Here is a 25,691-nt window from a genome sequence, read left to right as displayed (position 1 = left end):
GGGTCGGGGTCATGGCAGGACGCATATCAAGTAGGTGGCGCAAACGATGGCATTGTCCTTCGGGTACGTCCAATCGGAAGTGTTGAATGGCCGATTGACGGGCTTTATCGGCCCCCGGCAGGGCCCGGCAGGATGATAGAGCGCATCGATAATCCGGTCAGCCAGAACGATTAGACAGCCGCGTCGGCGGGCCTTTAGCCTGGGTTCATGATTTTTAGCCTGCCGGTCGGAGAATGACATGAGCGTGAAGTCGGATGCGTTGTTTGTACCCTTGAACATGGCCGTGCTGACGGTCAGCGATACCCGGGAATATGCCACTGACACCTCCGGGCAACTGCTGGTCAGCCGCCTGCTGGAGGCCGGCCACAGCCTGGCCGAGCGCAACCTGCTCAAGGATGACCTGTACAAGATCCGCGCCCAGGTGGCGGCCTGGATCGCCGACGAGCGCATCCAGGTGGTGCTGATCACCGGTGGCACCGGCTTTACCGGCCGCGACAGCACCCCGGAAGCCGTGGGCTGCCTGCTGGACAAGCACATCGACGGTTTCGGCGAGCTGTTTCGCGCCATCTCGATTCTCGATATCGGCACCTCCACGGTGCAGAGCCGGGCCCTGGCCGGGCTGGCCAACGGCACCCTGGTGTGCTGCCTGCCGGGCTCCACCGGGGCCTGCCGCACCGCCTGGGAAGGCATCCTCGCCGAGCAGCTGGATGCCCGACACCGGCCATGCAACTTCGTGCCGCACCTCAAGCCGGTGCAGGCCTGCGAGAGCCGGGGATGAGCCAGAACCCACTGATGCCGGTGGAAGAGGCACTGGCCAGCCTGCTGGCCATGGCCGACGCCCAGCGCCTGCCGGAGAGCGAAACCCTGGCCGTGGATCAGGCCCGGCAACGGGTGCTGGCCACCGACCTGGTGGCGACCCTGGACCTGCCGCCCTGGCCCAACAGTGCCATGGACGGCTACGCCCTGAACCTGCAGCACTGGGACGGTGCACCGTTGCCGGTAGCGCAGACCGTGTTCGCCGGGCAGCCCGGTGCGCCCCTGCAACCGGGCAGCTGTGCGCGGATCTTCACCGGCGCCCCGGTGCCCGAAGGCGCCGACTGCGTCGAGATGCAAGAGAACGTCGAGCTGCTGGAAGACGGCCGGGTGCGTTTTACCCAGGCCCTGAAAACGGGGCAGAACATTCGCCCCCAGGGCCAGGAGAACAGCGCCGGCGAGGTGTTGCTGCAGGCCGGCAAGCGCCTCGGCCCCTTCGAACTGGCGGTGGCCGCCGCCCAGGGCTGCACCGAGTTGCAGGTGGTGCGCCGCCCGCGCGTGGCGCTGCTGTCCACCGGCGATGAATTGCTGGAGCCGGGCATGCCCATGCGCCCCGGCTGCATCTACAACAGCAACCGTACCCTGCTCAGGCACTGGCTGGACGCCCTGGGCTGCGAGGTGATCGACGCCGGGATCCTGCCCGACCGGCCGCAGCACACCCGCCTCAGGCTGGAGCAGTTGCAGCATGGCGCGGACCTGATCCTGACCACCGGCGGCGTTTCCGCCGGGGATGCCGACTGCCTCGGGCAGGTGCTCAGGGACAGTGGCCGGCCGCTGTTCTGGAAACTCGCCATCAAGCCCGGCAAGCCCCTGACCGTGGGTTACTTCGGCCAGGTGCCGGTGATCGGCCTGCCGGGCAACCCGGCCTCGGCACTGGTGACCTTCGGCCTGTTGGCCCGGGCCTACCTGCTGCGGCTGCAGGGGGTACAGGAGGTGGCGCCGTTGAGCGTCGAGGTGCCTGTGGCCTTCGCTTGGCCCAAGGCCGGCAAGCGCCGCGAGTACCTGCGAGCGCGCCTGGAGAACGGCCGCGCCGTGCTTTATCCGAACCAGAGTTCCGGGGTGTTGCTGGGGGCTTCCTGGGCCGATGGCCTGGTGGAAATCGTCGAGGGCCGGACCTTGCAGGCAGGGGATCGGGCGCCCTTCATTCCTTTCAGCGAGCTGTTCTAGATCTTCCAGTGCCGGGCGCTCTTGGCCAGGCGCTGGTGCATCTCGCCGAGGGTCGCGGCCAGTTGCCGGGTCAGCAGCCGGTAACCATCCAGGGCCGAATACACCGGGGCCTCCAGAGCGTTTTCGGGGTGGCCTTCCACGGATTTCTCCAGGCGCTGGGTGACCCCCGATTGCAGGGCCCGGGCCATTCCGATCAGTTGCACGCGGATCTGCCGGTGCTCGGCCTTGAGCGCCAGTTGCATCTGCGCCATGGCCTGCGGGTCGCTGGCATCGGGGCGGGTGTTGCCGAGGATCTCGAGGGTGCTGATGCACATGCGCAGGTTGCGCTGGATGGCGTCCAGCTCGGTCATGGAAATCCGTACTTCCTTGGACACCGAAGGCATCAGCGAACGCAGTTGCAGCATGGCGCTGTTGACCCGGCCCAGGAGCTTGAGGTGCTCGTCGTCGGTCACCGACTGGCCCTTGATGATCCGCCCGTACAACTGCGCGCAGTCGCGCAGGGCGCTGGCCAGGTTGTAGCGCCAGGAGTACACCGCATACAGCGGAATGGCGAAGGAAAACGCCAGGGCCAGGGCAATCCCGATGAGGATGTCCACCGCCCGCCACAGGCCGTCGCTGACCTGGTTGTCACCGTGGCCGGCGACGATGAACACGGTGATCGCCGCCAGCAGCGCGGTGTAGCCGCCCTTGCCGATGGCGTGATAGGAAAAGTAGCCGCACACCACCGACATGCCCAGGTAGGTCAGCCAGGGGTGGCCGAAGTAGGCCTGCTGCACCACCAGCACCAGCCCGACCCCGGCGCCCACCAGGGTGCCGATGGCCCGTTCCGCGGCCTTCTTGCCGATGTTGCCGTGGTGCTGCAGGCCACCGATCACCACCAGCATGGTCACCGAGGCCCATTCGCCGTGGGGCAGGTTGAGGCCGGTGGTCAGCACGATGGTGGCGATCAGGCCGAGGGCGACCCGCACCGCGTGGATCAGTCGGGCGTGACGGTAGCGCCGGTACGGGTCGAGCACGGGACGCAGCAGGCGGCGCAGCAAAGGTGGCAGGGTGATGCCCCGCAGGTGTTTAAACGGGCCCAGATCGGTTCCTCCGGTTGGCGGCAGGGGCCGGGCGTTCGCGCCAGGGCGAACGCTCGGGGCTCCCTCAGAAAATGTAGTCGGTGGTCAGGAAGCTCGACTCGCGATTACGGATGATGTCGCTGATCAGTTGCTTGTTGCGCTCCTGGAATTTGGTTGCCACCAGGGTGCGGATCGAGAAGGTGCGCAGTGCGTCATGTACCGACAGCGTGCCCTCGGCGGAGTTCTTGCGGCCGTTGAAGGGGAAGGTGTCCGGGCCGCGCTGGCACTGGGCGTTGATATTGATCCGCCCGACCTGGTTGGCGAAGGCGTCCACCAGCCGGCCGATCTCGGCCGGGTCGCTGCCGAACAGGCTCAGTTGCTGGCCGAAGTCCGATTCCAGGACATAGTCGATCACGGTGTCCAGGTCGCGGTAGGGCACGATGGGCACCACCGGGCCGAACTGCTCCTCGTGGTAGACGCGCATCTGCGGGGTCACCGGGTACAGCACCGCCGGGTAGAAGAACGAAGCCCGGGCCTCGCCGCCGTGGGCGTTCACCACCTTGGCGCCGTGGGCCTGGGCGTCGGCCACCAGGGCGTGCAGGTAGTCGACCTTGGTGTTCTCCGGCAGCGGCGTCAGGGCCACCCCCGGTTCCCAGGGCATGCCCGGCTTGAGGGCTTGCAGCTTGGCGTTGAACTGCTCGATGAAGCGTTCCACCACGGCTTCGTGGACGAACAGGATCTTCAGCGCGGTGCAGCGCTGGCCGTTGAACGACAGCGAGCCGGTGAGGGCTTCGCTGACCGCGTTGTCCAGGTCGGCATCGGGCAGCACGATCCCCGGGTTCTTCGCGTCCAGGCCCAGGGCCGCGCGCAGGCGGTGGGGCTTGGGGTGGAGTTTCTTCAGGTCGCTGGCGGCCTTGTTGGTGCCGATGAAGGCGAAAATGTCGATCTTGCCGCTGGCCATCAGGGCGCTGACGGTTTCGCGACCGCTGCCGTAGATCACGTTGATTACCCCGGCCGGGAAGCTGTCGCGGAAGGCTTCGAGCAACGGCCGGATCAGCAGCACACCGAGCTTGGCTGGCTTGAACACTACGGTGTTGCCCATGATCAGCGCCGGGATCAGGGTGGTGAAGGTCTCGTTCAGCGGGTAGTTGTAGGGGCCCATGCACAGGGCCACGCCCAGGGGCACGCGGCGGATCTGGCCGAGGGTGTCCTGCTCCAGTTCGAAGCGGCTGGAGCGCCGGTCCAGTTCCTTGAGCGCGCCGATGGTGTCGACGATGTAGTCGCAGGTACGGTCGAACTCCTTTTCCGAGTCCTTGAGGTTCTTGCCGATTTCCCACATCAGCAACTTGACCACCGCCGTGCGCTGTTCGCGCATGCGCGCCAGGAAGGCTTCCACGTGCTGGATGCGCTCGGCCACGCGCATCGTTGGCCAGGCGCCCTGGCCGCGATCGTAGGCGCGCACCGCGGCGTCCAGGGCGGTGAGGGCGGTGTCGGCGTCCAGCAGCGGGGTGCTGCCGAGAATCACCTGGGTATCGCCGTCGGCGCCGCTCAGGTAGATCGGGCTGCGGACCTGGGCCAGGGGGCCGTTCCAGGTGCGCAGTTCACCGTCCACCAGGTAGTCGCGCTGCTCCACCGGGTCGGGCAGGCGAAAGGCTTCGGGGATGTCGGCGGCGGCAGGAAACAGGTGGCTCAATAGATTGGCTGTGGTCATGACTCTACCCCGTGTTGGAAATGGCTCCGGCGCGGTGACAGCGACGGCATCGCTCCATGGTTTATACGCCTTAATGGCCCGGCGCTTTAGCGGTTTTTCCACCGGGCGCCCGAGCGCGACGGCCCGCGGCGCCCCTGTGCGGGCCCGCGGCGCGTCAGCGGTCGTGGTTCGAGATTAAACGTTTCAGCCGCTGCCCAGCAACTGCCGGATCAAGCTCGGGGTGCTGCCGGTCCAGCGCTTGAATGACCGGCGGAAGTTGGCCGGGTCATTGAAGTTCAGGTACTCGGCCACCGCCTCGTTGCTCCAGCCCTTGATCTGGTACAGGTACAGCGCCACGTGCTTGTGCACCCGGTCCACCTGTTGCTGGTAGCCGCTGTGGTGCTTGCTCAGCTTGCGCTTGAGGGTGGCCGGGCTCATGGCGAAATCCTGGGCCGCCTGCTCCAGGCTCGGGGTGTGGCGTACCTGGGTTTTCAGGTAGCGGTACAGGGTGTCGAGGAAACTGCTGGCAAACCCCAGTTGGCGCAGGTGCTCGCCGGCCTCCAGGCGCGCCACCTGGCCGGCGGTGGCCGAGGCCCCGGGCCAGGGCCGGGTCAGGTATTGCCGGGGGATGCGCATCAGGTCCAGGGGCCGCAGGAACTGGGTCTGTTCCCCCAGGTGCACCCAGTACTGCTCGACGTAGCGCGGCTCGCTGTGGCTGAAGCTGCATTCCCAGGGCAGGCGCTGGCCGGCCAGCCACTGACTCATGGCCACCAGCGAGGTCATGCTGGCTTCCAGGAGGAACCGCCAGTGCTCGCCGGCGCCGCAGCTGTCCAGCCAGTAGCAGTAGGCGTGATGCTCGTCCAGCACCAGGCGCGGGCTGGCCAGGGGGCTGAGCAGCGCCTGCTGCTGCACCAGGGCGTCCAGGGCCTGGTGCAGGTTCTGCGCATGGCGCAGGGCATGGCTGGCGGCGCCGTAGTGCCCGGGCAGCAGGCGCTGGCCAAACAGGAAACTGCTGTCGTCGGCATCCAGCAGGCGCCGGCCGTTGCCGATCAGCGCCAGGAACTGCTGCGGGCTGAGGCGGGTCTGGCCGGCCAGGATGTCCTCGTGGAACAGCCCGGTGCCGCGCAGCAGGCGGTGGCTGTCGATGTCCCGGGACAGCGCCAGGTCGATCAGCGCTGCCGGTTGATAGTGCCCGGGGATAAACCGCGTATCGGCTTCGTACCAACTGGTCTTCACGGTCATGACGGCGCCTCAGGCGGTTTTTGCCAGGGGCTGCTTGGCCCGGGCCAGGGCCAGGTTGAGGCGCTTGAGCAGCCCCTCCGGGGTTTCCTCCAGGGCCATCACCACCGCAGTGCTGGCCGCCAGGTGCAGGCGCTCGCCGTGTTGTCGGGTCTTGTGTGCCAGGCCCTGCACCGCCTGTTGCAGCTCCAGGGCCAGCAGCCGTGCCTGGCTTTCCCCGGTGTTGGGCAGCAGCACCACGAAGCGGTCGCCGGCCAGCCGGCACAGCAGGTCCTGGCGCCGCAGGTTGAGCAGCAGCACATGGCTCAGGGCCTGCAGCACCGCATCGCCTTCGGCATGGCCGTAGTCCTGGTTGATCGCCGCGAAGTGGTCCAGGTCCAGGGCCAGCAGCGACAGCGGCTGCTGCTGGCGGCGGCTGTCTTGCAGGCTGCTGGCCAGCTCGCGCTTGAGGTAGTCGGCGCCGGCCAGGGGGGTGAGCTTGTCGAACTGGCGATGCTCGCGAAACAGTCGCTCCTTCTTTTCCATCTGCGCGCTGATGGCCAGCTGTTCTCGGTGCCAGTGGTAGATGCCGATGGTCAGCAGGATCATGCCGATGGGCATCGGCCCGGACTCCAGCCAGTGGTCCCAGGTGATGCTGTCGGGCAGGCGGATGAACTCGTCGAGGCTGTCGATCCACCAGGAAAAGAAAATGCAGCTCAGGCCCAGGGCCAGGTAGTTGGTGACCCGCCCGGCGGGGCGGCTCTTGAGCACCAGCCCGAGCCAGACCAGGGCCAGGAGCGCCGAGCCGCCTTCGCCGATGATGTCCAGCCACTGCCACTCGCTGACCGATTTCAGGCTGCCGCAGGCCAGGTGCAGCAGCAGCCCGGCATTGGCCGCCAGCAACAGCGCGGCGAGTTTCCAGCGGTGGGGTTTGAGCACGGAGAACATGGCCGCGATCCTTTTTGCCAGGAGTGAGAGGGCGCCAGCACAGCAGATGTTTGTGACAGGGGGGTGACGCCGGGGAAACCCGGCGTGAGGTCGAATCAGCTCACGGCGAACGCGTTTTTTTTCGGCCCGCAGGAGCCGGCTTGCCGGCGAAGGGGCCGGCAAGACCTGCGCCTGGCGGGGGATGGCTTTCGCGGGCAAGCCCGCTCCTACGGGGCGGCGGGTGCACCACTGATCTGCAGGAGCCGGCTTGCCGGCGAAGAGGCCCGCAAGACCTGCGCCTGGCGGGGGATAGGGGTCAATTCAGCTCATTTGCCGGGGCGAAAGCCGGGCAATGGGGCGTTTTGGCCCGTTGCCGCCCAGGCCTGTCACAGAACCGTCATTCGCCGACCCTAGCGTGCCCTCCCAGTTGCCGGGCCTCTTGCCCGGCGTTAGCGGACTCTTGGGGGAGGACCAACATGTACAAGCGCAGCAGTCCCGGGCTTGTCAGCTTTACCTTGACCGCGCTGGCCATGGCCATCGCCAGTGAACGCTTGAGCGCCGCGGAACCTGCGGCCACCGAGCATGTGGAAGTGGTGGGCCAGGCCGCCAGCATCGACCAGGCGCTCAAGGAGCAGCGGCGCTCGGACAGCATCGAAAGCGTGGTGCACGCCGACGGCGTGGCCCAATTGCCGGACCAGAACGTCGCCGAGGCGGCGCAGCGCCTGCCGGGCATCAGCATCGAGCGCGACCAGGGCGAAGGGCGCTTTGTCAGCGTGCGCGGCCTGGGCCCGGACCTCAACAGCGTGACCATCAACGGCACCCTGGTGCCCTCGCCGGAAAGCGCCCGCCGGGCCGTGGCCCTGGATGTACTGCCCTCGGAGCTGGTGCAGTCGCTGTCAGTGATCAAGACCCTGACCCCGGACATGGACGCCAACTCCCTGGGCGGCACCGTGGATGTGAAAAGCCTCTCGGCCTTCGACCACAAGGGCCTGTTCTACACCGGCAGCAGCGAGGCCAGCTACGACCAGAACACGCGACAGGCCAGCCCGAAATTCTCCGGCGCGGCGAGCAACCGCTTCAGCCTCGGCGACGGCGTCGACAACTTCGGCGTGGCCGCGGCCCTGAGCTGGCAGAAGCGCGATTTCGGCTCCGACAACGTCGAGACCGGTGGCGCCTGGGACTTCGAACAAGGCGCCAAGCTGCAGGAATTCGAGCAGCGCGACTACGCCATCAGCCGCGAGCGCGCCGGTGGCGGCCTGAACTTCGACTACAAGCCCGACGACAGCAGCAGCTACTACCTGCGCACCCTGTACAGCCGCTACAAGGACAGCGAGACCCGCAACTCCACCAGCATCGAGTTCGCCGATCCCCTGGCGGCCGGCGAGCGCGGCGATGCCGAAGCCTCGCGCAAGCTCAAGCAGCGCGAGGAAACCCAGGAGATCCAGTCCTACGTGTTCGGCGGCGAGCGCCAGCTCGGCCTGTGGACCCTCAGCGGCCAGACCGGCTACAGCCGCTCCAGCGAAGACAGCCCGGCGCATATCGCCGGGGCCACCTTCAAGGGCAACAGCGATTTTTCCGACAGCGGCTTCTACGACAACGGCAAGCCGCGCCCGGTGATCGGCGCCGGTTTCTATGACCCGGCCAACTTCACCCTGGACAAGGTCGACTGGGAAAAGCAGAACACCACCGACACCGAGAAAAACCTGCGCCTGGACCTGGCCCGGGACTATGACCTGAGTGGCTACGCCGCGCAGTTCAAGTTCGGCGGCAAAGTCAGCCGGCGCAACAAGGACAACGACCTGGAAGCCTGGGTCTACAAGGACTTCGACACCCTGGGCTTTACCGACCAGCAGCTCAACCTCGGGCAGTTCCAGAAGGGCAATGTGGACTATTCCCTTGGCCGCTTCGGCCCGGGCATCAGTGGCGGCGCCATCAAGCAACTGATCGGCGGCCTGAATCAGGCGGCCTTCTACGACGAGGAAGAATCCCGGGTCAACGACTTCAAGATCCGCGAAGACATCAACGCCGGCTACTTCATGAACACCCTGGACATCGACGACTGGCGCTTCATCGCCGGCCTGCGCTACGAGGGTACCGAGTTCGAGGCCAAGGGCACCGGGGTCACCGACGGCGCCTTCACCGCCACCGACACCCAACGCCGCTACCAGCACTGGCTGCCGGGGCTGCACGCACGCTACCAGCTGGACAAGAACACCCAGGTCCGCGCGGCCTGGACCAAGAGCGTGGTGCGCCCGACCTTCGGCCAACTGGCCCCGGGCTTTGTCATCGACGGCGACGAGGCGACCTTCGGCAACCCCGACCTCAAGCCCCTGGAGTCGAGCAACCTGGACCTGGGCATCGAGCACTACATGGGCCGCGCCGGCACCGTCTCGGCCTTCGTGTTCTACAAGGACATCCAGAACTTCGTCTACAACACCGACCTGGCCGGCACCGGCGCCTGGAGCGGGTTCTCCGAGGCGCACACTTTCGCCAACGGCGACAGCGCCAAGCTGTACGGCCTGGAACTGGCCTATTCGCAGAAATTCGACTGGCTGCCGGCGCCGTGGAACGGCCTGCTGCTGGGCGCCAACAGCACCTTCAGCCGCTCCAGTGCGAGCATCGAGGGCTTCGACCAGAAGGCCGGGGTCAACCGCAAGCGCGACATCGACCTGCCCAACCAGTCGGACACCGTGGGCAACCTGATGCTCGGTTGGGAAGACGACAAGCTCAGCCTGCGCCTGTCGGCCAACTACAAATCGGCCTACCTCTATGAGCTGGCCTCCATCAGCGACAAGGCCCACGACCTGCATGTGGATGCCCAGACCTTCGTCGATTTCAGCGCCAAGTACTCCCTGACCAAGAACCTGCAACTGAGCTTCGAGGCGCAGAACCTCACCGACCAGCCGTACTTCGTCTACACCGGCAACCGCTCCTACAACGCCCAGTACGAGGAATACGGCCCGACCTACAAGCTCGGCCTGACCTTCACCCATTTCTAAGTAGCGGGCCCTTGCCCGACCGCACACCCAAGGATTGTGATGAGCACTGTATCGACCGCAAGAAACCGCCTGCTGGCCCTGTGCATTGGCTTGACCTGTGGCGCCGCCCTGGCTGCCCCCAGCGTGCCCGGCCTGAACCTCAAGCCCTGGGCCGAGCAGACCCCGGGCGTTACCGGCCTGGGTTTCGTGCCCGCCGGCACAGGCGCCGACCGGCTGCTGGCCAGCGAGCGCGAAGGCCTGTTGCTGGTGGACGAACAGGGCCGCCAGCTGGCCCGCTTCAAGGGCTCGTTCAACGGCCTGGACAGCCGCGCCGCCGGTGGGCAACTGCTGGTGGTCAGCCTCGACAACCAGCGCCAGCAGGCACTGCTGGTGAGCCTCGACCCGGCCAGCCGCACCTGGGGCCAGCCGCTGTACCTGCCCACTCGGGACTACCCGGTCAACGGCCTGTGCCTGTACCGCGACGAGGCCAGCAACCTGTTCCTGTTCCTGGTGGGCGAGGAGGGCAAGGGCGAGCAGTGGCTGGTGGGCCACGGCGCGCAACTGAGCGCCGAGCCGCAGCGGGTACGTGGCCTGCCCCTGCCGCCGGAGGCCAAGTTCTGCCAGGTGGACGACGCCGCCCAGCAACTGCTGGTCAATGAACAGAATGTCGGCTGGTGGGCCTACCCGGCCCATGCCGAAGCCGACACCGCGCGCCAGCCGGTGGCCCTGCGCGCGCCCTTTGGCGACATCAGGAAAAGCGCCGGGGCCATGGCCCTGGTGCCGGGCGGGGTGCTGGGCCTGGACCCGAAGGCCGCGCAGTTGCATCTCTATCAGCAGCAGGAAAAAGGCTGGGTGGCCCAGGCCACGTTGCCCCTGGCCGGCCTCAAGGAACCGGAAAACATCGCCCTGCGCGCCAGCGACAAAGGCCTGCAGGTCTTGCTGCGCGATGACGAGGACGGGCGCCTGTACCAGGGCCAGTTGAACTGGCAGGCCACCCCGGTGGCCCTGCCGCCGGTATTGCCCACCGTACAGGCGGCGGCACAGAGCGAGCCGGTGGGGCGCCAGGGCGATGCCGCCGATGACCCGGCGATCTGGGTCCACCCGCAGCAGCCCTCCCTGAGCCGGGTGCTGGGCACCAACAAGAAGCAGGGCCTGCTGGCCTACGACCTGCAGGGCAAGCTGTTGCAGGAGCTGGCAGTGGGGCGCCTGAACAACGTCGACGTGCGGCCCAACTTCCAGCTCGGCGAGCGCCGTGTGGACCTGGCCGTGGCCAGTAACCGCGACCGCAACAGCCTCAGCCTGTTCGCCATCGACCGCGCCAGCGGCGAGCTGAGCGAGGCCGGGGAGGTGCCCACGCCGCTCAAGGAAATCTACGGCATCTGCCTGTTCCAGCCGGCCAGTGGCGAGATCTACGCCATTGCCAACGACAAGGACGGTACCTTCGTCCAGTACCGCCTGAGCGCCCCTGGCGGCACCGCCCAGGGCGAGCTGGTGCGCCGGTTCAAGGTGGCCAGCCAGCCCGAGGGCTGTGTCGCCGATGACCAGCGCCAGCGCCTGTTCCTCGGTGAAGAGGACGTTGGCGTGTGGGCGCTGGATGCCCGGCCCGAGCAGCCGGCGACCCTGCACAGCGTGATCAAGGTCGGCGGCCTGTTGCAGGCCGATGTCGAGGGCCTGGCCCTGTACCAGAGCAACGCCCGCGACTACCTGGTGATTTCCAGCCAGGGCAACGACAGCTACCTGGTGCTGGATGCCGAACCGCCGTTCGCTTCCCATGGCGCCTTCCGGGTCAGCCTCAACGCCCGCGCGGGGATCGACGGCGCTTCGGAAACCGATGGCCTGGAAGTCACCTCGGCCAACCTCGGCGGGCCCTGGAACCAGGGCCTGCTGGTGGTCCAGGACGGGCGCAAGCGCATGCCCGAGCAGACCCAGAACTTCAAGTTCGTGCCCTGGGCCGAGGTCACCCAGGCCCTGAAGCTGCCCTGAGCCGGCGGTCATCACCTTGTCATTTGAATGTCATCGAATAGCCCCGCCAGCCCAGGCGGGCACCCGAGAAGGAGTTCCACCATGCAGGCCACACTCGAACACATGAGCATCTGGGGGCTGATCAGCGATGCCAGCCTGTTGGTCAAGGCGGTGATGCTGACCTTGCTCCTGGCGTCCTTGCTCAGCTGGTACCTGATCATCCAGCGTGGCGCCGTGCTGCGCGGTCGTGAGCAGCGCTTCCAGGCTTTCATCCAGCGTTTTCGCGCCGCCCCCGAGCTGCTGCCGCTGTACCGCGAAGTGGCCAAGGGCAGCGACGCCGAAGGCGGCGTGGAGCCGATCTTTGCCGCCGGCTACCAGGAGTTCAGCCACCTGCGCGGCCAGCCCGGCGGTGCCGGAGAAGGGGTGCTGGAGGGTGTGGAACGGGCCTTGTACGTGGCCATCAGCGAGCAGGAAACCCGCCTGGAAAAGGGCCTGCAGTTTCTCGCCACTGTGGGTTCGGTAAGCCCCTATATCGGCCTGTTCGGCACCGTGTGGGGGATCATGAATTCCTTCCTCGGCCTGTCCCAGGTGCAGCAGGCGACCCTTTCCACCGTGGCCCCCGGCATTGCCGAGGCGTTGATCGCCACCGCCATCGGCCTGTTCGCGGCCATTCCCGCGGTGATTGCCTACAACCGTTTTTCGGCCCGCAGCCAGACCCTGCTGACCCGCTACTACGCCTTTGGCAATGAACTGCAAGTACGCCTGCATCGCACCTTGCAGGGTACCCCGAGCCACCTGGCCGTGGCCGCCTGAGAGAAGGAGCAAGCCGATGTTGACCCGGCCGCAACGCAAGCACGGACCCAAGGCGGAAATGAACGTGGTGCCCTACATCGACGTGATGCTGGTGCTGCTGGTGATCTTCATGGTCACCGCGCCGATGCTCACCCAGGGGGTGAAGATCGAATTGCCCAAGGTCGCCAGCGAAGCCCTGGCCACCGACAGCCGCCAGCAGATCCTCACCCTGTCGGTGCAGGCCGGTGGCGGCTACTACTGGAACCTGGGCAGCGAATTGGACACCCGGAATCAGACCGACAGCGCTGTGGACCTTGAGCAGATGCGCGCCAAGGTGGCCCAGGTGATTGCCCGGCGCGGCGACACCCAGGTGTATATCCGCGCCGACCAGGACGCCGCCTATTCCAGCGTGGTGGCGGCCATGGCCGCGTTGCAGCAGGGTGGGGTACACAACCTGGGGCTGGTGACCGAGGCCCCGCAATGACGGCGATGATCATGCACAACCCCACCGCGATGCCCCTGCGGCCCGAGGCGTCCGGCTTCTGGCGCAACAGCCTGGCGGCCAGCCTGGCCCTGGCCCTGCACGCCGGAGTGCTGGGGGCGCTGGCGCTGGGCTGGTCGGTGGACAAGCCGCAGGTCGAGACGCCGCCGGTACTGACCACCCAACTGGTGATGCTGGCGCCGCCTGCCGCCCCCGCGGAACCGCTGCCGGCGGTGGCCGAGGTGGCGCCACAGCCACCGCCAACGCCACCACCCGCGGCTGCGCCGGAGCCGGCCAGGCCCCGGGTTGACCCCCAGGTACAGGCGCAGAAGCTGGAGCAGGCGGCCCTGGCGCGCAAGCGGGTGGAAGACAAGAAACGTGAGCAGGTGCAGGAGCAGCAGCGCCAGCAGCGCGAGCGCCTGGAGGCCGAGCAGCGCCAGCGCGATACCGAGCAACGTGTGGCCCAGGAACAAGCGCAGGCCCAGCGTGCCGAACAGTCGCGGCTGGCTGCCGAGCGCACGCGCCAGCAGGCGGCCCAGGCGGCGGCCGACAGTCGCCAGTACCAGCCCCTGAGCAAGGAGGCCCCGGACTACCCGCAACGGGCCCTGGACAAGAACCTGGAAGGCGACTGCACCGTGGAATACAGCGTCAACCCCCAGGGGCGGGTGGAGAACCCCAAGGTCATCGACGGTTGCCACCCCCTGTTCATGCGCCCGTCCCTGGCAGCGGTGGCGACCTTCCGTTATCAGCCGCGGCTGATCGATGGCCAGGCGGTAACGGTGCCGGCGGTGCGCAACACCTTCCACTACCGGATCAAGTAAGGCGCGGGGCAGGCATGGGCCCGTTGCCATGCAGGCAGCCTCTGGCTGACCGTGCGCGCCCTGGCTGGCCGAGCCTGTCCCCTTGGCTGGCCGCCAATGCCCTCAACCCCGGGGCGCGGGTGTCTTAGTGTGGCCGGGTGTGGTCCGCCGCTGTCGCCGGGGCGGGCCCCTTGCCCTGGCCGCACTGAGGACCGCCGATGCCCACTGTCACCCCCGCCTGTTCGCGCCCGTTACGGCGCCACTCCTGGCTACCGATTCGTAGCGCCCTGGGCCTGGCCCTGGGGCTGCTGCTGAGCGCCTGCGGCGAGGCTGAACCGCCTGCTGCCGTGCGCCTCGACGCCGCCCGCCAGAGCCCGGCCGACCCGGCCCTGGCCCAGGTCTACGCCAGCAGCTGCCAGCTGTGCCATGCCAACCCGGCCTCCGGCGCGCCCCTGGCCGGCGATGCCAAGGCCTGGGCGCCGCGCCTGGCCCAGGGCGCCGACACCCTGCTGGACCACAGCATCAACGGCTACCAGGGCATGCCGCCCATGGGCCAGTGCATGCAGTGCAGCGAAGAGCAGTTCCTGGCCCTGATCAGCTTCATGTCCGGCCATTCATTCCAATAAAAAGCACAGGTTCCCCCTTCATGGTCATGCACCTTTCCCGACGCCGGCTGCTGCAAGGGGCCGGCGCCCTCGGCGCGTTCAGCGCGCTGTGCAGCAACCCGCTGCTGGCCGAACTGGCCCGCGCCCCGCGGCTGATTCCCTGGCGCAACTGGTCCGGCGCGCAAAGCTGCCTGCCCCAGGCGCGGCTGGCGCCCAAGGACCTGGATGAACTGCGCCAGGTGGTCCGCCAGGCCCCGGGCAAGATCCGCCCGGTGGGTGCCGGGCACTCCTTCAGCGCCCTGGTGCCCACCGACGGCACCTTGCTGTCCCTGGCCTATTTCAACGGCCTGCTGGACCACGACCCCAAGACCCTGCAAGCCGAATTCGCCGCCGGCACGCCCATGTCGCTGATGGGCCCGGCGCTCAAGGAGGTGGGGCAGGCGCTGTGGAACATGGCGGATATCGACTACCAGACCCTGGCCGGGGCGATTGCCACTTCCACCCACGGCACCGGGGTCGGCTTCGGTTCCTATTCGTCCCGGGTCTGCGGGCTGCAACTGGTGACCGCCAGCGGCGAAGTGCTGGACTGCGACCCCCGGCGCAACGCCGAGGTGTTCCACGTCGCCCGGGTGTCCCTCGGCGCGCTGGGGGTGGCGACCCGGGTGCGCCTGCAGAACCGCGAGGCCTATCGCCTGCGGGAAAAACAGTGGATCGGCAAGACCGAGGAACTGCTGGAGGACATGGACAACCTGACCCGCGACAACCAGCACTGGGAAATGCTCGTGGTCACCCACTCCGACTACGCCCTGGCGGTGGCCCTGAACGAAACCACGGAACCGCCGACCCCGCCCACCGATCCGGCCGAGGAGGGCGGCAACGAGTTCGTCAACCTGATCGAAAACCTCGACAAGTACGTCAGCGACTTCCCCGAGACCCGCCGCCACCTGCTCAACAGCCTGCGCTGGCTGGCGCGCTTCGATGAGCGGGTGGGGGATTCCTACCAGATCTACGCCAACGTGCGCAGCGTGCGCTTCAACGAAATGGAGTACTCGGTGCCGGCGCACCTGGGGCCGGCGTGCCTGCGGGAAATCCTCGCGCTGATCCGCGACAAGGACCTGCGCACCTGGTTTCCCATCGAGTACCGCTACGTCAAGGCCGACGACATTCCCCTGAGCATGTTCGAAGGTCGCGACAGCTGTTCGATCTCGGTGCACCAGCACTACAGCATGGACCACCACAACTTCTTCGCCGCCGTGGAGCCGATCTTCTGGAAGTACCAGGGGCGCCCGCACTGGGGCAAGCACCACAGCCTCAACGCCCGCACCCTGCAGGGGCTGTACCCGCAATGGGCAGCCTTCGCCAGGGTGCGCCAGGCACTGGACCCGCAAGGCAAATTCATCAACGCCCACTTGGCCTCGGTGCTGGGTGTGGCGTGAACAGGAGATGCGCACAATGAACCGTCGTCATTTCATGGCCGGCACCCTGGGGGCCGGAGTCTTGCTGGCCGGTGTCGGCGCCTGGCTGCGGCCCGGCGACCGGGGCCTGCCCTACAGCCCGTACTTCGCCGAGCTCAATCGCGAGCTCAAGGCCCACGGGCCGATGCAACCGGTGATGCTGATCGACCTGGATCGCCTGGACCACAACATCGATGTGGTCATGCAGTCGGTGCAGCGCGGCGGCAAGCACCTGCGCCTGGTGGAAAAATCCCTGCCATCGCCCGGGCTCCTGGCCTACATCGCCCAGCGCGCCGGTACCCGGCGCCTGATGTCCTTCCACCAGCCGTTTCTCAACCACGACGCCGAGGTATTTGCCGACGCCGATATCCTCTTGGGCAAGCCCCTGCCGATCCGCGCCGTCGAGCTGTTCTACCAGCAGCTCAAGGGGCCGTTCGACCCGCGCCGGCAACTGCAATGGCTGCTCGATACCCCCGAACGCCTGCAGCAGTACCTGGCGCTGGCCCAGGGCCTGGGCACGCGGATGCGCATCAACATCGAACTGGATGTGGGGCTGCATCGTGGCGGCGTGGCGGACCATGCCGTGCTCGGGCAGATGCTGGCGCTGATCAGCGCCCACCCGCAGCACCTGGAGTTTGCCGGGTTCATGGGCTACGACCCCTTTGTCGACATGGGCGTGCCGGGGATTCTGGGCTCGCCGCAAAGCCTGTTTGACCAGGTCATGGCGCTCTACAACGGCTTTGTCGACTTCACCCGCCAGCAGTACCCGGCGCTGTGGCACGCCGGCCTGACCCTCAATACCGCCGGCAGCCCCAGCTACCGCCGCCACGAGCAGGAGTCCCTGAGCAGCGAAGTGTCGGTGGGCACCGCACTGCTCAAGCCCAGCCACTACGACCTGGCGTCCTTGGAGCAGCACGTGCCGGCCGCCTTTATCGCCACCCCGGTGCTCAAGAGTACCGGGCCGGTGCGGATCCCGGCCCTGGACGACAAGTCGCGGCTGTTCTCCTGGTGGGACCGCAACCAGCGCCAGACCTTCTTCATCTATGGCGGCCACTGGCTGGCGGATTTCGAATCGCCGGCGGGTCTGCAGAGCAACGAGCTGTTCGGTCGCAGCTCCAACCAGGAGATGGTCAACGGCTCCCGCGCCGTGGGCTTGCAGGTGGACGACCAGGTCTTCCTGCGCCCGCAGCAGAGCGAAGCGGTACTGCTGCAGTTTGGCGACCTGCTGGCCCTGCGCGGCGGGCGCATCGTCGAACGCTGGCCGGTGTACTGATCCCACGTATAGCCCTTGCCTGGCGATCCTCCGTCGGAGCGCTGTCGGCCTTAAGAACGCCGCGTCCCTACGGGCCGTTCGCAGCCTGCGGCAGCGGCTACACGAAACGCGTCCCGGCAACCGCCTGTAGCCGCTGCCGAGCTCCGGCGAGGCTGCGCAAAGGCCCGCAGGGCCTTGCCTGGCGATCTCCCGCCGAGCCCGCAGCAGCTTCAGGCTGCCGCGGGTTTCACAGGGCAAAGGGAATGGTCAGCTTGGCCCAGAGCATGTCGCCCTCGGGGCGGTTTTCCACATCGAACTCCTTGGCCCAGCGGATCTCGGCGCTGGCGTACTTGAGAAAGCGCAGGTGCAGCGCCGGGCCGATGGCGAACACTTGCCCGCGCACCCCGTCACTCACGTCCTCGCCCATGAAGGTCACGGTCTTGCCGTTCTGTTTGTCGTCGGTGGTCTGCTTCAGGTAGTAGCCGTTGAGCCCCAGGCTCAGGTCGTCGGTCAGGCGGTAGCTGGCCGAATAGTCGAAGTGCAAGATCTGCCCGGAACGGTAGTGGGTGGCGTGGTTTTCCTGGTTGAAGCTGTAGGTGCTCTTGAACGACAGCTCGGTGCGCTCGCTGGGCAGCCAGGTCATGGAGAACAGCGGCTTGTAGGTGGTGAAGTTGTTGCTGGTGTTGGCCAGCCGGTCGGCATCGTACTGCCCGGTGGGCAGGGTCACTTCCAAGGCCGCGCCCAGGGTCAGGTCGGGGCCCATGTCCCACAGGATGATCGGCGCGAAGGTGGTATCGCCCATGCTTTCGCGGCGGTCGCTCTGGCCGTACAGCGACACCTGCTGGCGCAGGTAGGGCTGGGCCACGTAGCCCCCCAGGCGCCCGCCCAGGACCCGCAGCGGGCTCAGGTAGTCCAGGCGCGGGATGATCGCGTCGGAGGTGATCCTGACCTCCTGGACCTTGCCGCCAAAGGAGCTGATGTCGAGCTTCCTGGCCTGGTAATGGTTGTAGTAGAGGTTGAAGGCGAACATGTGCTCCGGGAGCTGGTCGGGGCTCAGGGGCAGCACGTAGAAGCCGTCGGTGCCGGGGCCGATATTGTCGACCCCGGATTCGGTGGCCTGGGCATTCAGGCTGGCGCAGGCGGCCAGGGCCACGCCCAGGTGCAGGGAGCGAGTGAGGCGGGTCGGGTGCATGGTTGGGCTCATTCTTATTGTTAGTGGGGGCGCGGCGGCAGGCACGCCGCCCGCCCCATAGAAATAAGCCCTGGGCCGGGCGCGGGGCAGGGTATTGGCGGACAGGGAGGGGGACTTTGTCGGACACTTTGCAATGCTTTGTTACATTCCCCCGTAAAACCCCAGGCAACGGGATATGCTTGAACCGCCGGTGAAGCCTTGGCACCGGTGCCTGACCGACAATAAAAACAGCCGCTCAAGCGGCCCGGAAGCCCACTCCCATGCAGATCAAAGCCGCCGATGCCCACGACCAGCTGGCCCTGGTTTCACCCTTCCTGCTGCAGACCCTGGCGGATGTCGCCGAAGCCAAGGGCGTCAGCGCCGAGCGCCTGTGTCGCGGCCTGGGCTTTACCCTGGACGACCTGCAGGACCCGACCCTGCGCATCTCCTACCGCCAGGCGGTGGCGATGATCGAACGTGCCCTGGCGGCGCTGCCGCAGCAGGGCCTGGGGCTCTGGGTCGGCAGCCGCAATGTGCTGGGCACCCTGGGCCTGCTGGGGCATGCGTTGTCGTTGTGCCGGACCCTGGGCGACGCCTTCGAGCTGGGCATCCGCCATCAGCACACCTCCGGCACCATCGTCAGCGCCGATGTCGGGCGCCAGGGCGAAGAGTTCTTTGTCGAGCTGCAATGCCGCCTGCCCTACGGCGAGGTGCAGATATTTGCCGCGGAAGAGTTCTTCGCCAGCCTGCTGATCTATGGCCGGGCCCTGGTCAGCGCGGATTTCCAGGCCCTGCGGGTGGAGTTCATGCACGCCGCGCCGGCCTATGCCGAGCTCTATACCCGGTTGCTGGGCCCCCACGTGCAGTTCGGCTGCCTGCAGGCGCGCATGGTGATCGAGGCCCGCTGGTTGCAGGCGCCGCTGCCCAATCATCATCCGGTGGCCCTGCGCCAGGCGCTCAAGCTGCTGGAACTGGAAAGCGCCCAGGTGCACCAGAAGATGGACCTGATCCAGGCGGTGGAGCGCGCCCTGAGCCGGGACCTGCGGGCCGGCAGCCATATCGAGCAGGTGGCGGGGGATTTGAACATGAGCGGGCGCACCCTGCGCCGGCGCCTGACCGAACACGGCCTGACCTTCGAGGCGCTGCTGGAGCGGGTGCGCCAGGCGCGAACCCTGAACCTCTTGGGCAACCCGGAGCTGTCCATCGAACGCATCACCGAAGAGGTCGGCTACAGCGACGTGCGCAGCTTCCGCCGGGCCTTCAAGCGCTGGACCGGGCTGAGCCCCAGCGCCTTTCGCGAAGAGGCGGCGCTGCATTGAAGGCCGCCCTGTAGCCGCTGCCGAGCCCGCGAGGCTGCGCAAAGGCCCGCAGGGCCTTGCTTGGCGATCTCCCGTCGAACCTTGAGCGGCCTCAAGATCCCCGCGTCTGCTGCGTCGCAATGCCGCCCATGCCGTTCTCAGCCTGCGGCAGCGGCTCCACAACCCCGGCCCGGCCTTTTCACCACGGCCTTGCAACGTCGCCGCGCAAGCGGCGACAAGCCTTGCCCGTTTCGACGCTGACGCCGGCAGTCCATGGCGGTAAACTCCTGCGCCTTTATTCAGGAGTTCCCATGAGTTACTACCAGCCCGGCATCCTCGCTGCACCCGTTCCGTCCCAGGCCCGCCACCTGTTCTTTGCCCTTGAGTCCATCGAGGCGTTGCCCCGGGCCCTCGACCAGTTGCTGGCACGGGTGGATGGCGCAACGGCGGTGGCAGGTTTTGGCGCGTCGCTGGTCAAGGCCCTGGGCGCGCGAGTGCAGGGGCTCAAGGCGTTCCCGGCGCTGACCGGCGTGGGCGTGGACAACCCTTCGACCCAGCACGCGCTGTGGGTCTGGCTGCACGGTGATGATCGCGGCGAGCTGCTGCACCGCAGCAACGAGCTGGCGGTCGCCCTGGCCCCGGCCTTGCGCCTGGTCGGCATGAACGAGACCTTCCGCCACAAGACCGGCCACGACCTCACCGGTTATGAAGACGGCACCGAAAACCCTCAGGACGAAGCCGCCGTGGCCGCGGCACTGGCCGAGGGCGAAGACGGCCTGCGCGGTGGCAGCTTTGCCGCGATCCAGCAGTGGCAGCACGACTTCCAGGGCTTTGCCGCGATGCACCAGCAAGAGCGCGACCACATCATGGGCCGGCGCCTGAGCGACAACGAAGAACTGGACGACGCGCCGGTCTCGGCCCACGTCAAGCGCACCGCCCAGGAAAGCTTCGCCCCGGAAGCCTTTCTCGTGCGCCGCTCGATGCCGTGGATCGAAGGTGACAAGGGTGGCCTGATGTTCCTTGCCTTCGGCCACACCCTGAACGCCTTCGAAGCCCAACTGCGGCGCATGAGCGGCCTGGAAGACGGCATCACCGACGGCCTGTACCGCATGAGCCGGCCGATCACCGGGGGCTACTACTGGTGCCCGCCGCTGCACAACGGCCAGCTCGACCTGCGCGCGCTGCAAGCGTCGAAATGAACACCGGGGCCGAGCCGCTGCGGACCGTGCGCTGGGGCATGATCGGTTGCGGCAGTGTCACCGAGCGCAAGAGTGGTCCGGCCTTCTACAAGGTTCCGGGGTCGGCGCTGGTGGCGGTGATGGGCCGCCGGGCCGAGGCGGTGCGCGACTATGCACAGCGCCACGGCATCGCCCGCTGGTATACCGATGCCCAGGCCCTGATCGACGACCCCGAGGTGGACGCGGTGTACATCGCCACGCCCCCCGACAGCCATTACGCCTACAGCCTGCAAGTGGCCGCCGCCGGCAAGCATTGCTGCGTGGAAAAACCCATGGCCCTGCATGCCGGGCAAAGCCTGGCCATGCAGCAGGCCTTCGAGCAGGCCGGGCTGCATCTGTTCGTCTCCTATTACCGGCGTTCCTTGCCGCGCTTTGCGCAGGTGCGGCAATGGCTGGCGGATGGGCGTATCGGGGAGGTCCGGCACCTGCACTGGAGCCTGAGCAAGGCTGCCTCCGAGGCCGACCGCAGCGGTGCGGCCAACTGGCGTACCGACCCGCAAGTGGCCGGCGGCGGTTATTTCGCCGATTTGGCCAGCCATGGCCTGGACCTGTTCCAGTACCTGCTGGGCGATATCGTCGAGGTGGCCGGCTTCAGCACCCGCCAGGCCGGGCTGTATGCCGCCGAGGATGCGGTCAGCGCCAGTTGGCGCTTCGCCTGTGGGGCGCTGGGCAGCGGCGCCTGGAACTTCGTCGCCGACCGCCGGGTAGACCGGGTGGAAATCATCGGCAGCCAGGGGCGCATCACTTTTTCCGTGTTCGACGAGCATCCGCTGCAACTTGAAGCCGAAGAGACCCTGAACCTGTTCATCGACAACCCCGCGCACATCCAGTGGCATCACGTGCAGGGCATGAACGCCCATATCCGCGGCCAGATCCGGCACCCGGCCCTGGCCAGCGAAGCCCTGAAGACCGACCGGGTGATGGACCGCATCCTGCAGCGCGGCTGATCCCAGGGCGCATGCCTGTCGGGCCCCTTCGCCGGCAAGCCGGCTCCTACGGGGTTTGTGGGGCGCATTGCCGGCGTGTTCCTGCGGGCTTTTGTAGGCGCTGGCTTGCCAGCGAAGGCGGCCTTGAGGCGGGTGCCAGTCTTTCGGGCCCCTTCGCCGGCAAGCCGGCTCCTACGGGATTTGTGGGGGGCATTGCCAGCGAAGGTGGCCTTCGGGATGGGCATTCAGAAGGTCTTCTTGATGCTGGCCACCCAGGTCGCTCCGCACAGGTCGCTGAAGCCGTAGTTGCTGGTGCACTGGCTGCGGGACAGGTCGGTGTCGATGTAGCTCAGGCCCAGTTCCAGCCCGGCCATTTCCCGGGTCAGTTTGGCTTCCCATTCGTGGTAGCTGTCCTCGCCCTGGCCCGAGGCGCGGATCAGCCGCGGGTCCTTGAAGTCCATCTGGCCGTAGCGCAGTTGCAGCCCCAGCTCCAGGGGCAGTCGGGTCTCGTAGCCAAGGTAGCGGTACAGGGTGCTCTGCTGGCTGTCGATGCCGGGGGCATCGTCGGAGTAATAGGCCCCCAGCTTGACCCCGTAGACGCTGAGGATGCCGTACACCTCGCTCTGGTTGAACTGGGCTTCCCGGGGGTAGCTGTACTTCAGGTAGCCCAGGTCCAGGCTGATGTCTGCGCTGGCCTGCCACAGCCAGCCGCCGTAGTAGTCGACTTCCTGGCGGGTCTTCAGGCCACCGCCGAAATCGACGTTGGAGCTCCAGGTGCCCAGGTACAGGCCGCTGCTGTGCAGCAGGGTCACGGCCGCCTGGGCCGCGGGGTCGTTCTGGGTCTGGGAGATGCCGCGGGTGCGGTAGTCGCTGGCCAGGGTCAGCTCCAGCTCCACGGCCAGGTCGTCGGTCAGGGGCAGGGCGTGGCCGGCCTGCGGCAGCAGGCACACGGCGCCCAGGGTGAGCAGGGTGAGGGTCTTCATGGGTATCCCGTTGTTGTGATTGTTATGGGGGAGCGGGCAAGGCGGCGCCGTACCCCGGCGTCACCAGGGCGCGGGGCAGGCGGTGCAACGGTGGCGCGGGGTCAGAGTGGGCGGCTGTAGATCTCGCGGCCGGCGAACCAGGTCTGCAGCACCTGGGTTTCATGCAGGGCCTTTTCGTCCACGGTAAACACGTCGCGGTCGAGGACGATGAAGTCGGCCTGCTTGCCGGCCGTCAGCGAGCCGATCTGCTGTTCCAGGCCCAGGGTGCGCGCGGCATTCTGGGTGTAGGCATAGAACAGGGTTTCGCGGTCCAGGCGTTCGTCGGCGTTGAGCACCCCCAGTGGCCCCTGGCGGGTGATGGCCTGGGCCATGGCGTTCCACGGGTTGGGCGACGACACCGGCCAGTCGCTGGCGCCGGCGATGGTCGCGCCCTGCTTGAGCAGCGAGTGCGCCGGGTACTGGTAGCGGAACGCCAGGGCACTGACGTAGGGCTTGATCATGTCCAGGGTGTAGTCGTCGGCCGAGGCCCAGAGCAGTTGCATCGAGGCAATCACGTTGAGCGGCTTGAAGCGGGCGAACTCCTTGGGGTTGACCATCTGCAGGTGGGTGATGGAGTGGCTGATGCCGCTCTGGCGATCCTTGCGCGCCTGCTCGATGCCGTTCAGCGACTCACGCACCGCACGGTCGCCGATGGCGTGGATGTGCACCAGCCAGCCGCGCTGGTCGATGGCGCTGACCAGTTCGCCAAAATGCGCCGGGTCGATCAGCAGTTCGCCGGGTTTGTGCGAGTTGCTGTAAGGCTCGAGCATCGCTGCGCTCTGCGCCGGGTATTCGATCACCCCGTCGGCGAAGATCTTGATGCCCGGTAGGGTCAGGTTGGGAATGCCCTGGAACTGCTGGCGCACTTTGTCCAGGGTGTCGAGGTCGGCCGGCCGGCTGCGGGGGTTGGCCACCAGCAGGGCGGCGACATGGGCGGTCATCCCGCCGCTCTCGGCCAGGGCCTTGTAGGCCGGCAGCACGCCGACGGTGTGCTCGGTGGGCTTGAGGGCGAACAGCGCTTCGCCGGGGGCGGCGTTGGCGGCCGGGTCCATCCAGGCGGTAATCCCCAGGCTGTTGTTGTAGTGCAGGGCCGACTGCGCGGCGCGCAGCATCTGCTCGGGCCCCGGCACCGGCATTTTCGCGGCCACCCGGTCCCAGCCGGCGTCCACCAGGAAACCGTTGGGGCGGCCGTCGGGCAGTTGGCCGATGGTGCCGCGTTCGGCCTCGGGCAGGCTCTTGAGCAGGGCGGCGTCGATGCCGGCGCGCTGGAGCATGAAGTCATTGGCCCAGGCGGTATGGTGATCGCTGCCGGTGAACACCACCGGTACCCTGGCCCATTCACCCTGGTTGAAGCGCTGGCCCAGGGCCTGGGCCTGGGCCCAGTAGGCCGAGCTCATGCCGGCGATGCTGAGCACGTCGGCATGCCGGGCGCTGCCGTCGTCACGCCAGGCGCGCAGGCGTTTTTCCAGTTCGTCGAGGCTGACCACCTCGTCCTGCAGGTTGGCGCCGGTCATTTCCAGGCCGCCGAAGATGGCGTGGGAGTGGGTGTCGATCAGGCCCGGCATCAGGGTCTTGCCGCCCAGGTCGACGACCCGGGTGTGGCTGTCGATCAGTGCCTTGATCTGCGTATCGCTGCCGGCTTGCAGGACCTTGCCGTTCTCCACCGCCAGGGCCTGGACCTTGGGCTGGGCGCGGTCGGCGGTGAACACCTGGCCGTTGAGCAGCACCAGGTCGGCGGCGGCCATGGCTTCCAACGAGGCAAAACTCATGGCGGCCAGTAACAGCGTGGGGGTCAATCTTTTCATTGAACATTTCCTTGTTATTGCGTCTGATCGCCAGCTTAGGGACTGCCCGCAGCGGGCAGAACGGCTGCTTCACGAAAAACATTTTTGCCTGGGTGGAAAAACCATGGACAAGTTGAATGCCTTGAAGATGTTCGTGGTCACCGCCCAGCTGGGCAGTTTCAGCCGGGCGGCGGAGCAGTTGGGCAAGACCCCCTCGGCCCTGACCAAGGCGGTCAACCACCTGGAGGCCGAGCTGGGTTCGCGCTTGTTCGAGCGCAGTACCCGGCGCATCGTGCTCACCGAAATCGGCCGGCTCTACCTGGAGACCGCGCGCCAGGTGCTGCAGCGGCTGGAAGAGGTGGGCGAGGAGGTGGAGCAGCTGCAGCATGGCCTGCGCGGCAACCTCAAGGTCACCGCGCCGCTGGCCTACGGCCAGGCATTCCTGGATCAGGTGTGTGGCGGTTTTCTTGAGCAGTACCCGCAGATCAATCTGCAAGTGGACCTGTGCGACGAGTTCGTCAACCTGCTGGAAAGCGGCTACGACCTGGCCCTGCGCGAAGGCCATGACGACCTGCCGGGGCTGATTGCCCGGGTGGTCGGAAGCAACCGCCTGGCCCTGTGCGCCAGCCCGGCCTACCTGGCGCGCAAGGGCCGGCCGGTGACCCCGCAGACCCTCGAAGAACATGAATGGCTGCTGTATCGCCACCCCTTGCTCAGCCGGGAGTTCTGGTGGGTCGAGCGCGACGGCCAGCGCCTGAGCCTGCCCCAGCCCCAGGCACCACGCCTGCGCAGTGACAATTACGACCTGCTGCTGGCCAATGCCCTGGCCGGGCGCGGCCTGTTGCACACGCCGCTGTGGAGCGCCGCACCGTACCTGGCCGACGGGCGCCTGGTGCGGGTGATGGCCGACTACGCGATCGACCCGGACAGCTTCGGGCCGCACATCCTCGCGGTGTACCCCAGCCACCGGCGAGCGACCGCCAAGGTGCAGGCATTCATCGACTATGTCAGCGGCTTCCTGGCCAGCCGGGGCCTGGACTGATTGGCGGTTC

21 protein-coding genes are annotated in these 25,691 nt (G+C 67.3%); 14 read left to right on the top strand and 7 right to left on the bottom strand.

Features of this window, described 5'->3' with window-relative positions:
• The first annotated feature begins 238 nt into the window (after nt 1-238).
• Complete coding sequence (moaB, locus tag ACUXVH_RS30695) at nt 239-778, top strand: molybdenum cofactor biosynthesis protein B (protein ID WP_015636134.1); 540 nt, start codon at nt 239-241, stop codon at nt 776-778.
• A complete protein-coding gene (locus ACUXVH_RS30690; protein WP_065363309.1) occupies nt 775-1,980 on the top strand; it encodes a molybdopterin molybdotransferase MoeA in 1,206 nt (401 codons plus the stop codon). The genes moaB and ACUXVH_RS30690 overlap by 4 nt, the downstream gene beginning before the upstream one ends.
• Here the strand turns inward: ACUXVH_RS30690 and ACUXVH_RS30685 are convergent.
• The 4 genes from ACUXVH_RS30685 to ACUXVH_RS30670 form a co-directional block, all read right to left on the bottom strand.
• Nucleotides 1,977-3,020 (bottom strand): FUSC family protein, encoded by a 1,044-nt coding sequence (locus ACUXVH_RS30685; protein ID WP_065363310.1) that lies wholly within the window; start codon nt 3,018-3,020, stop codon nt 1,977-1,979. The genes ACUXVH_RS30690 and ACUXVH_RS30685 overlap by 4 nt on opposite strands.
• A gap of 106 nt (nt 3,021-3,126) precedes the next feature.
• Nucleotides 3,127-4,752, bottom strand: a complete 1,626-nt coding sequence (locus ACUXVH_RS30680; RefSeq protein WP_065363311.1) for an NADP-dependent glyceraldehyde-3-phosphate dehydrogenase — start codon at nt 4,750-4,752, stop codon at nt 3,127-3,129.
• Nucleotides 4,753-4,935: 183 nt separating this feature from the next.
• Nucleotides 4,936-5,973 carry an AraC family transcriptional regulator gene (locus tag ACUXVH_RS30675; RefSeq protein ID WP_065363312.1) on the bottom strand — a complete coding sequence of 346 codons (1,038 nt, stop codon included), beginning with the start codon at nt 5,971-5,973 and terminating at the stop codon, nt 4,936-4,938.
• A 9-nt stretch (nt 5,974-5,982) separates the two neighbouring features.
• Entirely contained in the window at nt 5,983-6,897 is a 915-nt protein-coding gene (locus ACUXVH_RS30670; protein WP_011061991.1) for a GGDEF domain-containing protein, read from the bottom strand.
• A 455-nt stretch (nt 6,898-7,352) separates the two neighbouring features.
• On the opposite strand from ACUXVH_RS30670, the gene ACUXVH_RS30665 reads away from it, so the two are divergent.
• The 8 genes from ACUXVH_RS30665 (at nt 7,353) to ACUXVH_RS30630 (ending at nt 17,221) form a co-directional block, all read left to right on the top strand.
• Nucleotides 7,353-9,875 carry a TonB-dependent receptor gene (locus ACUXVH_RS30665; protein WP_065363313.1) on the top strand — a complete coding sequence of 841 codons (2,523 nt, stop codon included), beginning with the start codon at nt 7,353-7,355 and terminating at the stop codon, nt 9,873-9,875.
• 39 nt (nt 9,876-9,914) lie between these two features.
• A complete protein-coding gene (locus ACUXVH_RS30660; protein ID WP_065363314.1) occupies nt 9,915-11,837 on the top strand; it encodes a phytase in 1,923 nt (640 codons plus the stop codon).
• A gap of 81 nt (nt 11,838-11,918) precedes the next feature.
• Complete coding sequence (tolQ, locus tag ACUXVH_RS30655; protein WP_011061988.1) at nt 11,919-12,629, top strand: protein TolQ; 711 nt, start codon at nt 11,919-11,921, stop codon at nt 12,627-12,629.
• A 16-nt stretch (nt 12,630-12,645) separates the two neighbouring features.
• Nucleotides 12,646-13,092 carry a protein TolR gene (tolR, locus tag ACUXVH_RS30650; RefSeq protein WP_053152573.1) on the top strand — a complete coding sequence of 149 codons (447 nt, stop codon included), beginning with the start codon at nt 12,646-12,648 and terminating at the stop codon, nt 13,090-13,092.
• On the top strand, nt 13,089-13,910 hold the full coding sequence (locus tag ACUXVH_RS30645) for an energy transducer TonB (RefSeq protein WP_065363315.1): 822 nt from the start codon (nt 13,089-13,091) through the stop codon (nt 13,908-13,910). The genes tolR and ACUXVH_RS30645 overlap by 4 nt, the downstream gene beginning before the upstream one ends.
• A 197-nt stretch (nt 13,911-14,107) precedes the next feature.
• Entirely contained in the window at nt 14,108-14,515 is a 408-nt protein-coding gene (locus ACUXVH_RS30640) for a c-type cytochrome (RefSeq protein ID WP_011061985.1), read from the top strand.
• 86 nt (nt 14,516-14,601) lie between these two features.
• A complete protein-coding gene (locus tag ACUXVH_RS30635) occupies nt 14,602-15,930 on the top strand; it encodes a D-arabinono-1,4-lactone oxidase (protein WP_172621769.1) in 1,329 nt (442 codons plus the stop codon).
• An 85-nt stretch (nt 15,931-16,015) separates the two neighbouring features.
• Nucleotides 16,016-17,221, top strand: coding sequence for a DSD1 family PLP-dependent enzyme (locus ACUXVH_RS30630; RefSeq protein WP_169893271.1), 1,206 nt, complete (start codon nt 16,016-16,018; stop codon nt 17,219-17,221).
• Nucleotides 17,222-17,447: 226 nt separating this feature from the next.
• On the opposite strand, the gene ACUXVH_RS30625 is transcribed toward ACUXVH_RS30630, so the two are convergent.
• On the bottom strand, nt 17,448-18,392 hold the full coding sequence (locus tag ACUXVH_RS30625) for a SphA family protein (RefSeq protein WP_041118944.1): 945 nt from the start codon (nt 18,390-18,392) through the stop codon (nt 17,448-17,450).
• Between the two features lie 260 nt (nt 18,393-18,652).
• Here ACUXVH_RS30625 and ACUXVH_RS30620 point away from each other — a divergent pair, with 260 nt between their 5' ends.
• The 3 genes from ACUXVH_RS30620 to ACUXVH_RS30610 all read left to right on the top strand — a co-directional run bounded on the left by ACUXVH_RS30620 (nt 18,653) and on the right by ACUXVH_RS30610 (nt 21,854).
• Nucleotides 18,653-19,690 carry an AraC family transcriptional regulator gene (locus ACUXVH_RS30620; RefSeq protein WP_011061981.1) on the top strand — a complete coding sequence of 346 codons (1,038 nt, stop codon included), beginning with the start codon at nt 18,653-18,655 and terminating at the stop codon, nt 19,688-19,690.
• A 290-nt stretch (nt 19,691-19,980) separates the two neighbouring features.
• Nucleotides 19,981-20,868, top strand: coding sequence for a Dyp-type peroxidase (locus ACUXVH_RS30615; RefSeq protein WP_065363316.1), 888 nt, complete (start codon nt 19,981-19,983; stop codon nt 20,866-20,868).
• A 17-nt stretch (nt 20,869-20,885) separates the two neighbouring features.
• Nucleotides 20,886-21,854, top strand: a complete 969-nt coding sequence (locus ACUXVH_RS30610) for a Gfo/Idh/MocA family protein (protein ID WP_176707109.1) — start codon at nt 20,886-20,888, stop codon at nt 21,852-21,854.
• 224 nt (nt 21,855-22,078) lie between these two features.
• Here ACUXVH_RS30610 and ACUXVH_RS30605 read toward each other — a convergent pair whose 3' ends face one another.
• Together ACUXVH_RS30605 and ACUXVH_RS30600 are read right to left on the bottom strand one after the other, a co-directional pair.
• Complete coding sequence (locus ACUXVH_RS30605; protein ID WP_019093757.1) at nt 22,079-22,816, bottom strand: TorF family putative porin; 738 nt, start codon at nt 22,814-22,816, stop codon at nt 22,079-22,081.
• Nucleotides 22,817-22,917: 101 nt separating this feature from the next.
• Nucleotides 22,918-24,660, bottom strand: a complete 1,743-nt coding sequence (locus ACUXVH_RS30600) for an amidohydrolase (protein ID WP_019093758.1) — start codon at nt 24,658-24,660, stop codon at nt 22,918-22,920.
• Between the two features lie 103 nt (nt 24,661-24,763).
• Here ACUXVH_RS30600 and ACUXVH_RS30595 point away from each other — a divergent pair, with 103 nt between their 5' ends.
• Nucleotides 24,764-25,681, top strand: coding sequence for a LysR family transcriptional regulator (locus ACUXVH_RS30595; protein WP_011061976.1), 918 nt, complete (start codon nt 24,764-24,766; stop codon nt 25,679-25,681).
• The last annotated feature ends 10 nt before the right edge of the window (nt 25,682-25,691 follow it).

This window comes from Pseudomonas sp. 8(2025) (assembly GCF_052665325.1).
The sequence above is the reverse complement of the archived record's forward strand: the minus strand, read 5'-3'. Positions and strand labels throughout refer to the sequence as shown.

Coding starts and splice junctions, on each gene's coding strand:
- moaB (WP_015636134.1), top strand. CDS start 239: ATGAGCGTGAAGTCGGATGCGTTGTTTGTACCCTTGAACATGGCCGTG.
- ACUXVH_RS30690 (WP_065363309.1), top strand. CDS start 775: ATGAGCCAGAACCCACTGATGCCGGTGGAAGAGGCACTGGCCAGCCTG.
- ACUXVH_RS30680 (WP_065363311.1), bottom strand. CDS start 4,752: ATGACCACAGCCAATCTATTGAGCCACCTGTTTCCTGCCGCCGCCGAC.
- ACUXVH_RS30675 (WP_065363312.1), bottom strand. CDS start 5,973: ATGACCGTGAAGACCAGTTGGTACGAAGCCGATACGCGGTTTATCCCC.
- ACUXVH_RS30670 (WP_011061991.1), bottom strand. CDS start 6,897: ATGTTCTCCGTGCTCAAACCCCACCGCTGGAAACTCGCCGCGCTGTTG.
- ACUXVH_RS30665 (WP_065363313.1), top strand. CDS start 7,353: ATGTACAAGCGCAGCAGTCCCGGGCTTGTCAGCTTTACCTTGACCGCG.
- ACUXVH_RS30660 (WP_065363314.1), top strand. CDS start 9,915: ATGAGCACTGTATCGACCGCAAGAAACCGCCTGCTGGCCCTGTGCATT.
- tolQ (WP_011061988.1), top strand. CDS start 11,919: ATGCAGGCCACACTCGAACACATGAGCATCTGGGGGCTGATCAGCGAT.
- tolR (WP_053152573.1), top strand. CDS start 12,646: ATGTTGACCCGGCCGCAACGCAAGCACGGACCCAAGGCGGAAATGAAC.
- ACUXVH_RS30645 (WP_065363315.1), top strand. CDS start 13,089: ATGACGGCGATGATCATGCACAACCCCACCGCGATGCCCCTGCGGCCC.
- ACUXVH_RS30640 (WP_011061985.1), top strand. CDS start 14,108: ATGCCCACTGTCACCCCCGCCTGTTCGCGCCCGTTACGGCGCCACTCC.
- ACUXVH_RS30625 (WP_041118944.1), bottom strand. CDS start 18,392: ATGCACCCGACCCGCCTCACTCGCTCCCTGCACCTGGGCGTGGCCCTG.
- ACUXVH_RS30620 (WP_011061981.1), top strand. CDS start 18,653: ATGCAGATCAAAGCCGCCGATGCCCACGACCAGCTGGCCCTGGTTTCA.
- ACUXVH_RS30615 (WP_065363316.1), top strand. CDS start 19,981: ATGAGTTACTACCAGCCCGGCATCCTCGCTGCACCCGTTCCGTCCCAG.
- ACUXVH_RS30605 (WP_019093757.1), bottom strand. CDS start 22,816: ATGAAGACCCTCACCCTGCTCACCCTGGGCGCCGTGTGCCTGCTGCCG.
- ACUXVH_RS30600 (WP_019093758.1), bottom strand. CDS start 24,660: ATGAAAAGATTGACCCCCACGCTGTTACTGGCCGCCATGAGTTTTGCC.
- ACUXVH_RS30595 (WP_011061976.1), top strand. CDS start 24,764: ATGGACAAGTTGAATGCCTTGAAGATGTTCGTGGTCACCGCCCAGCTG.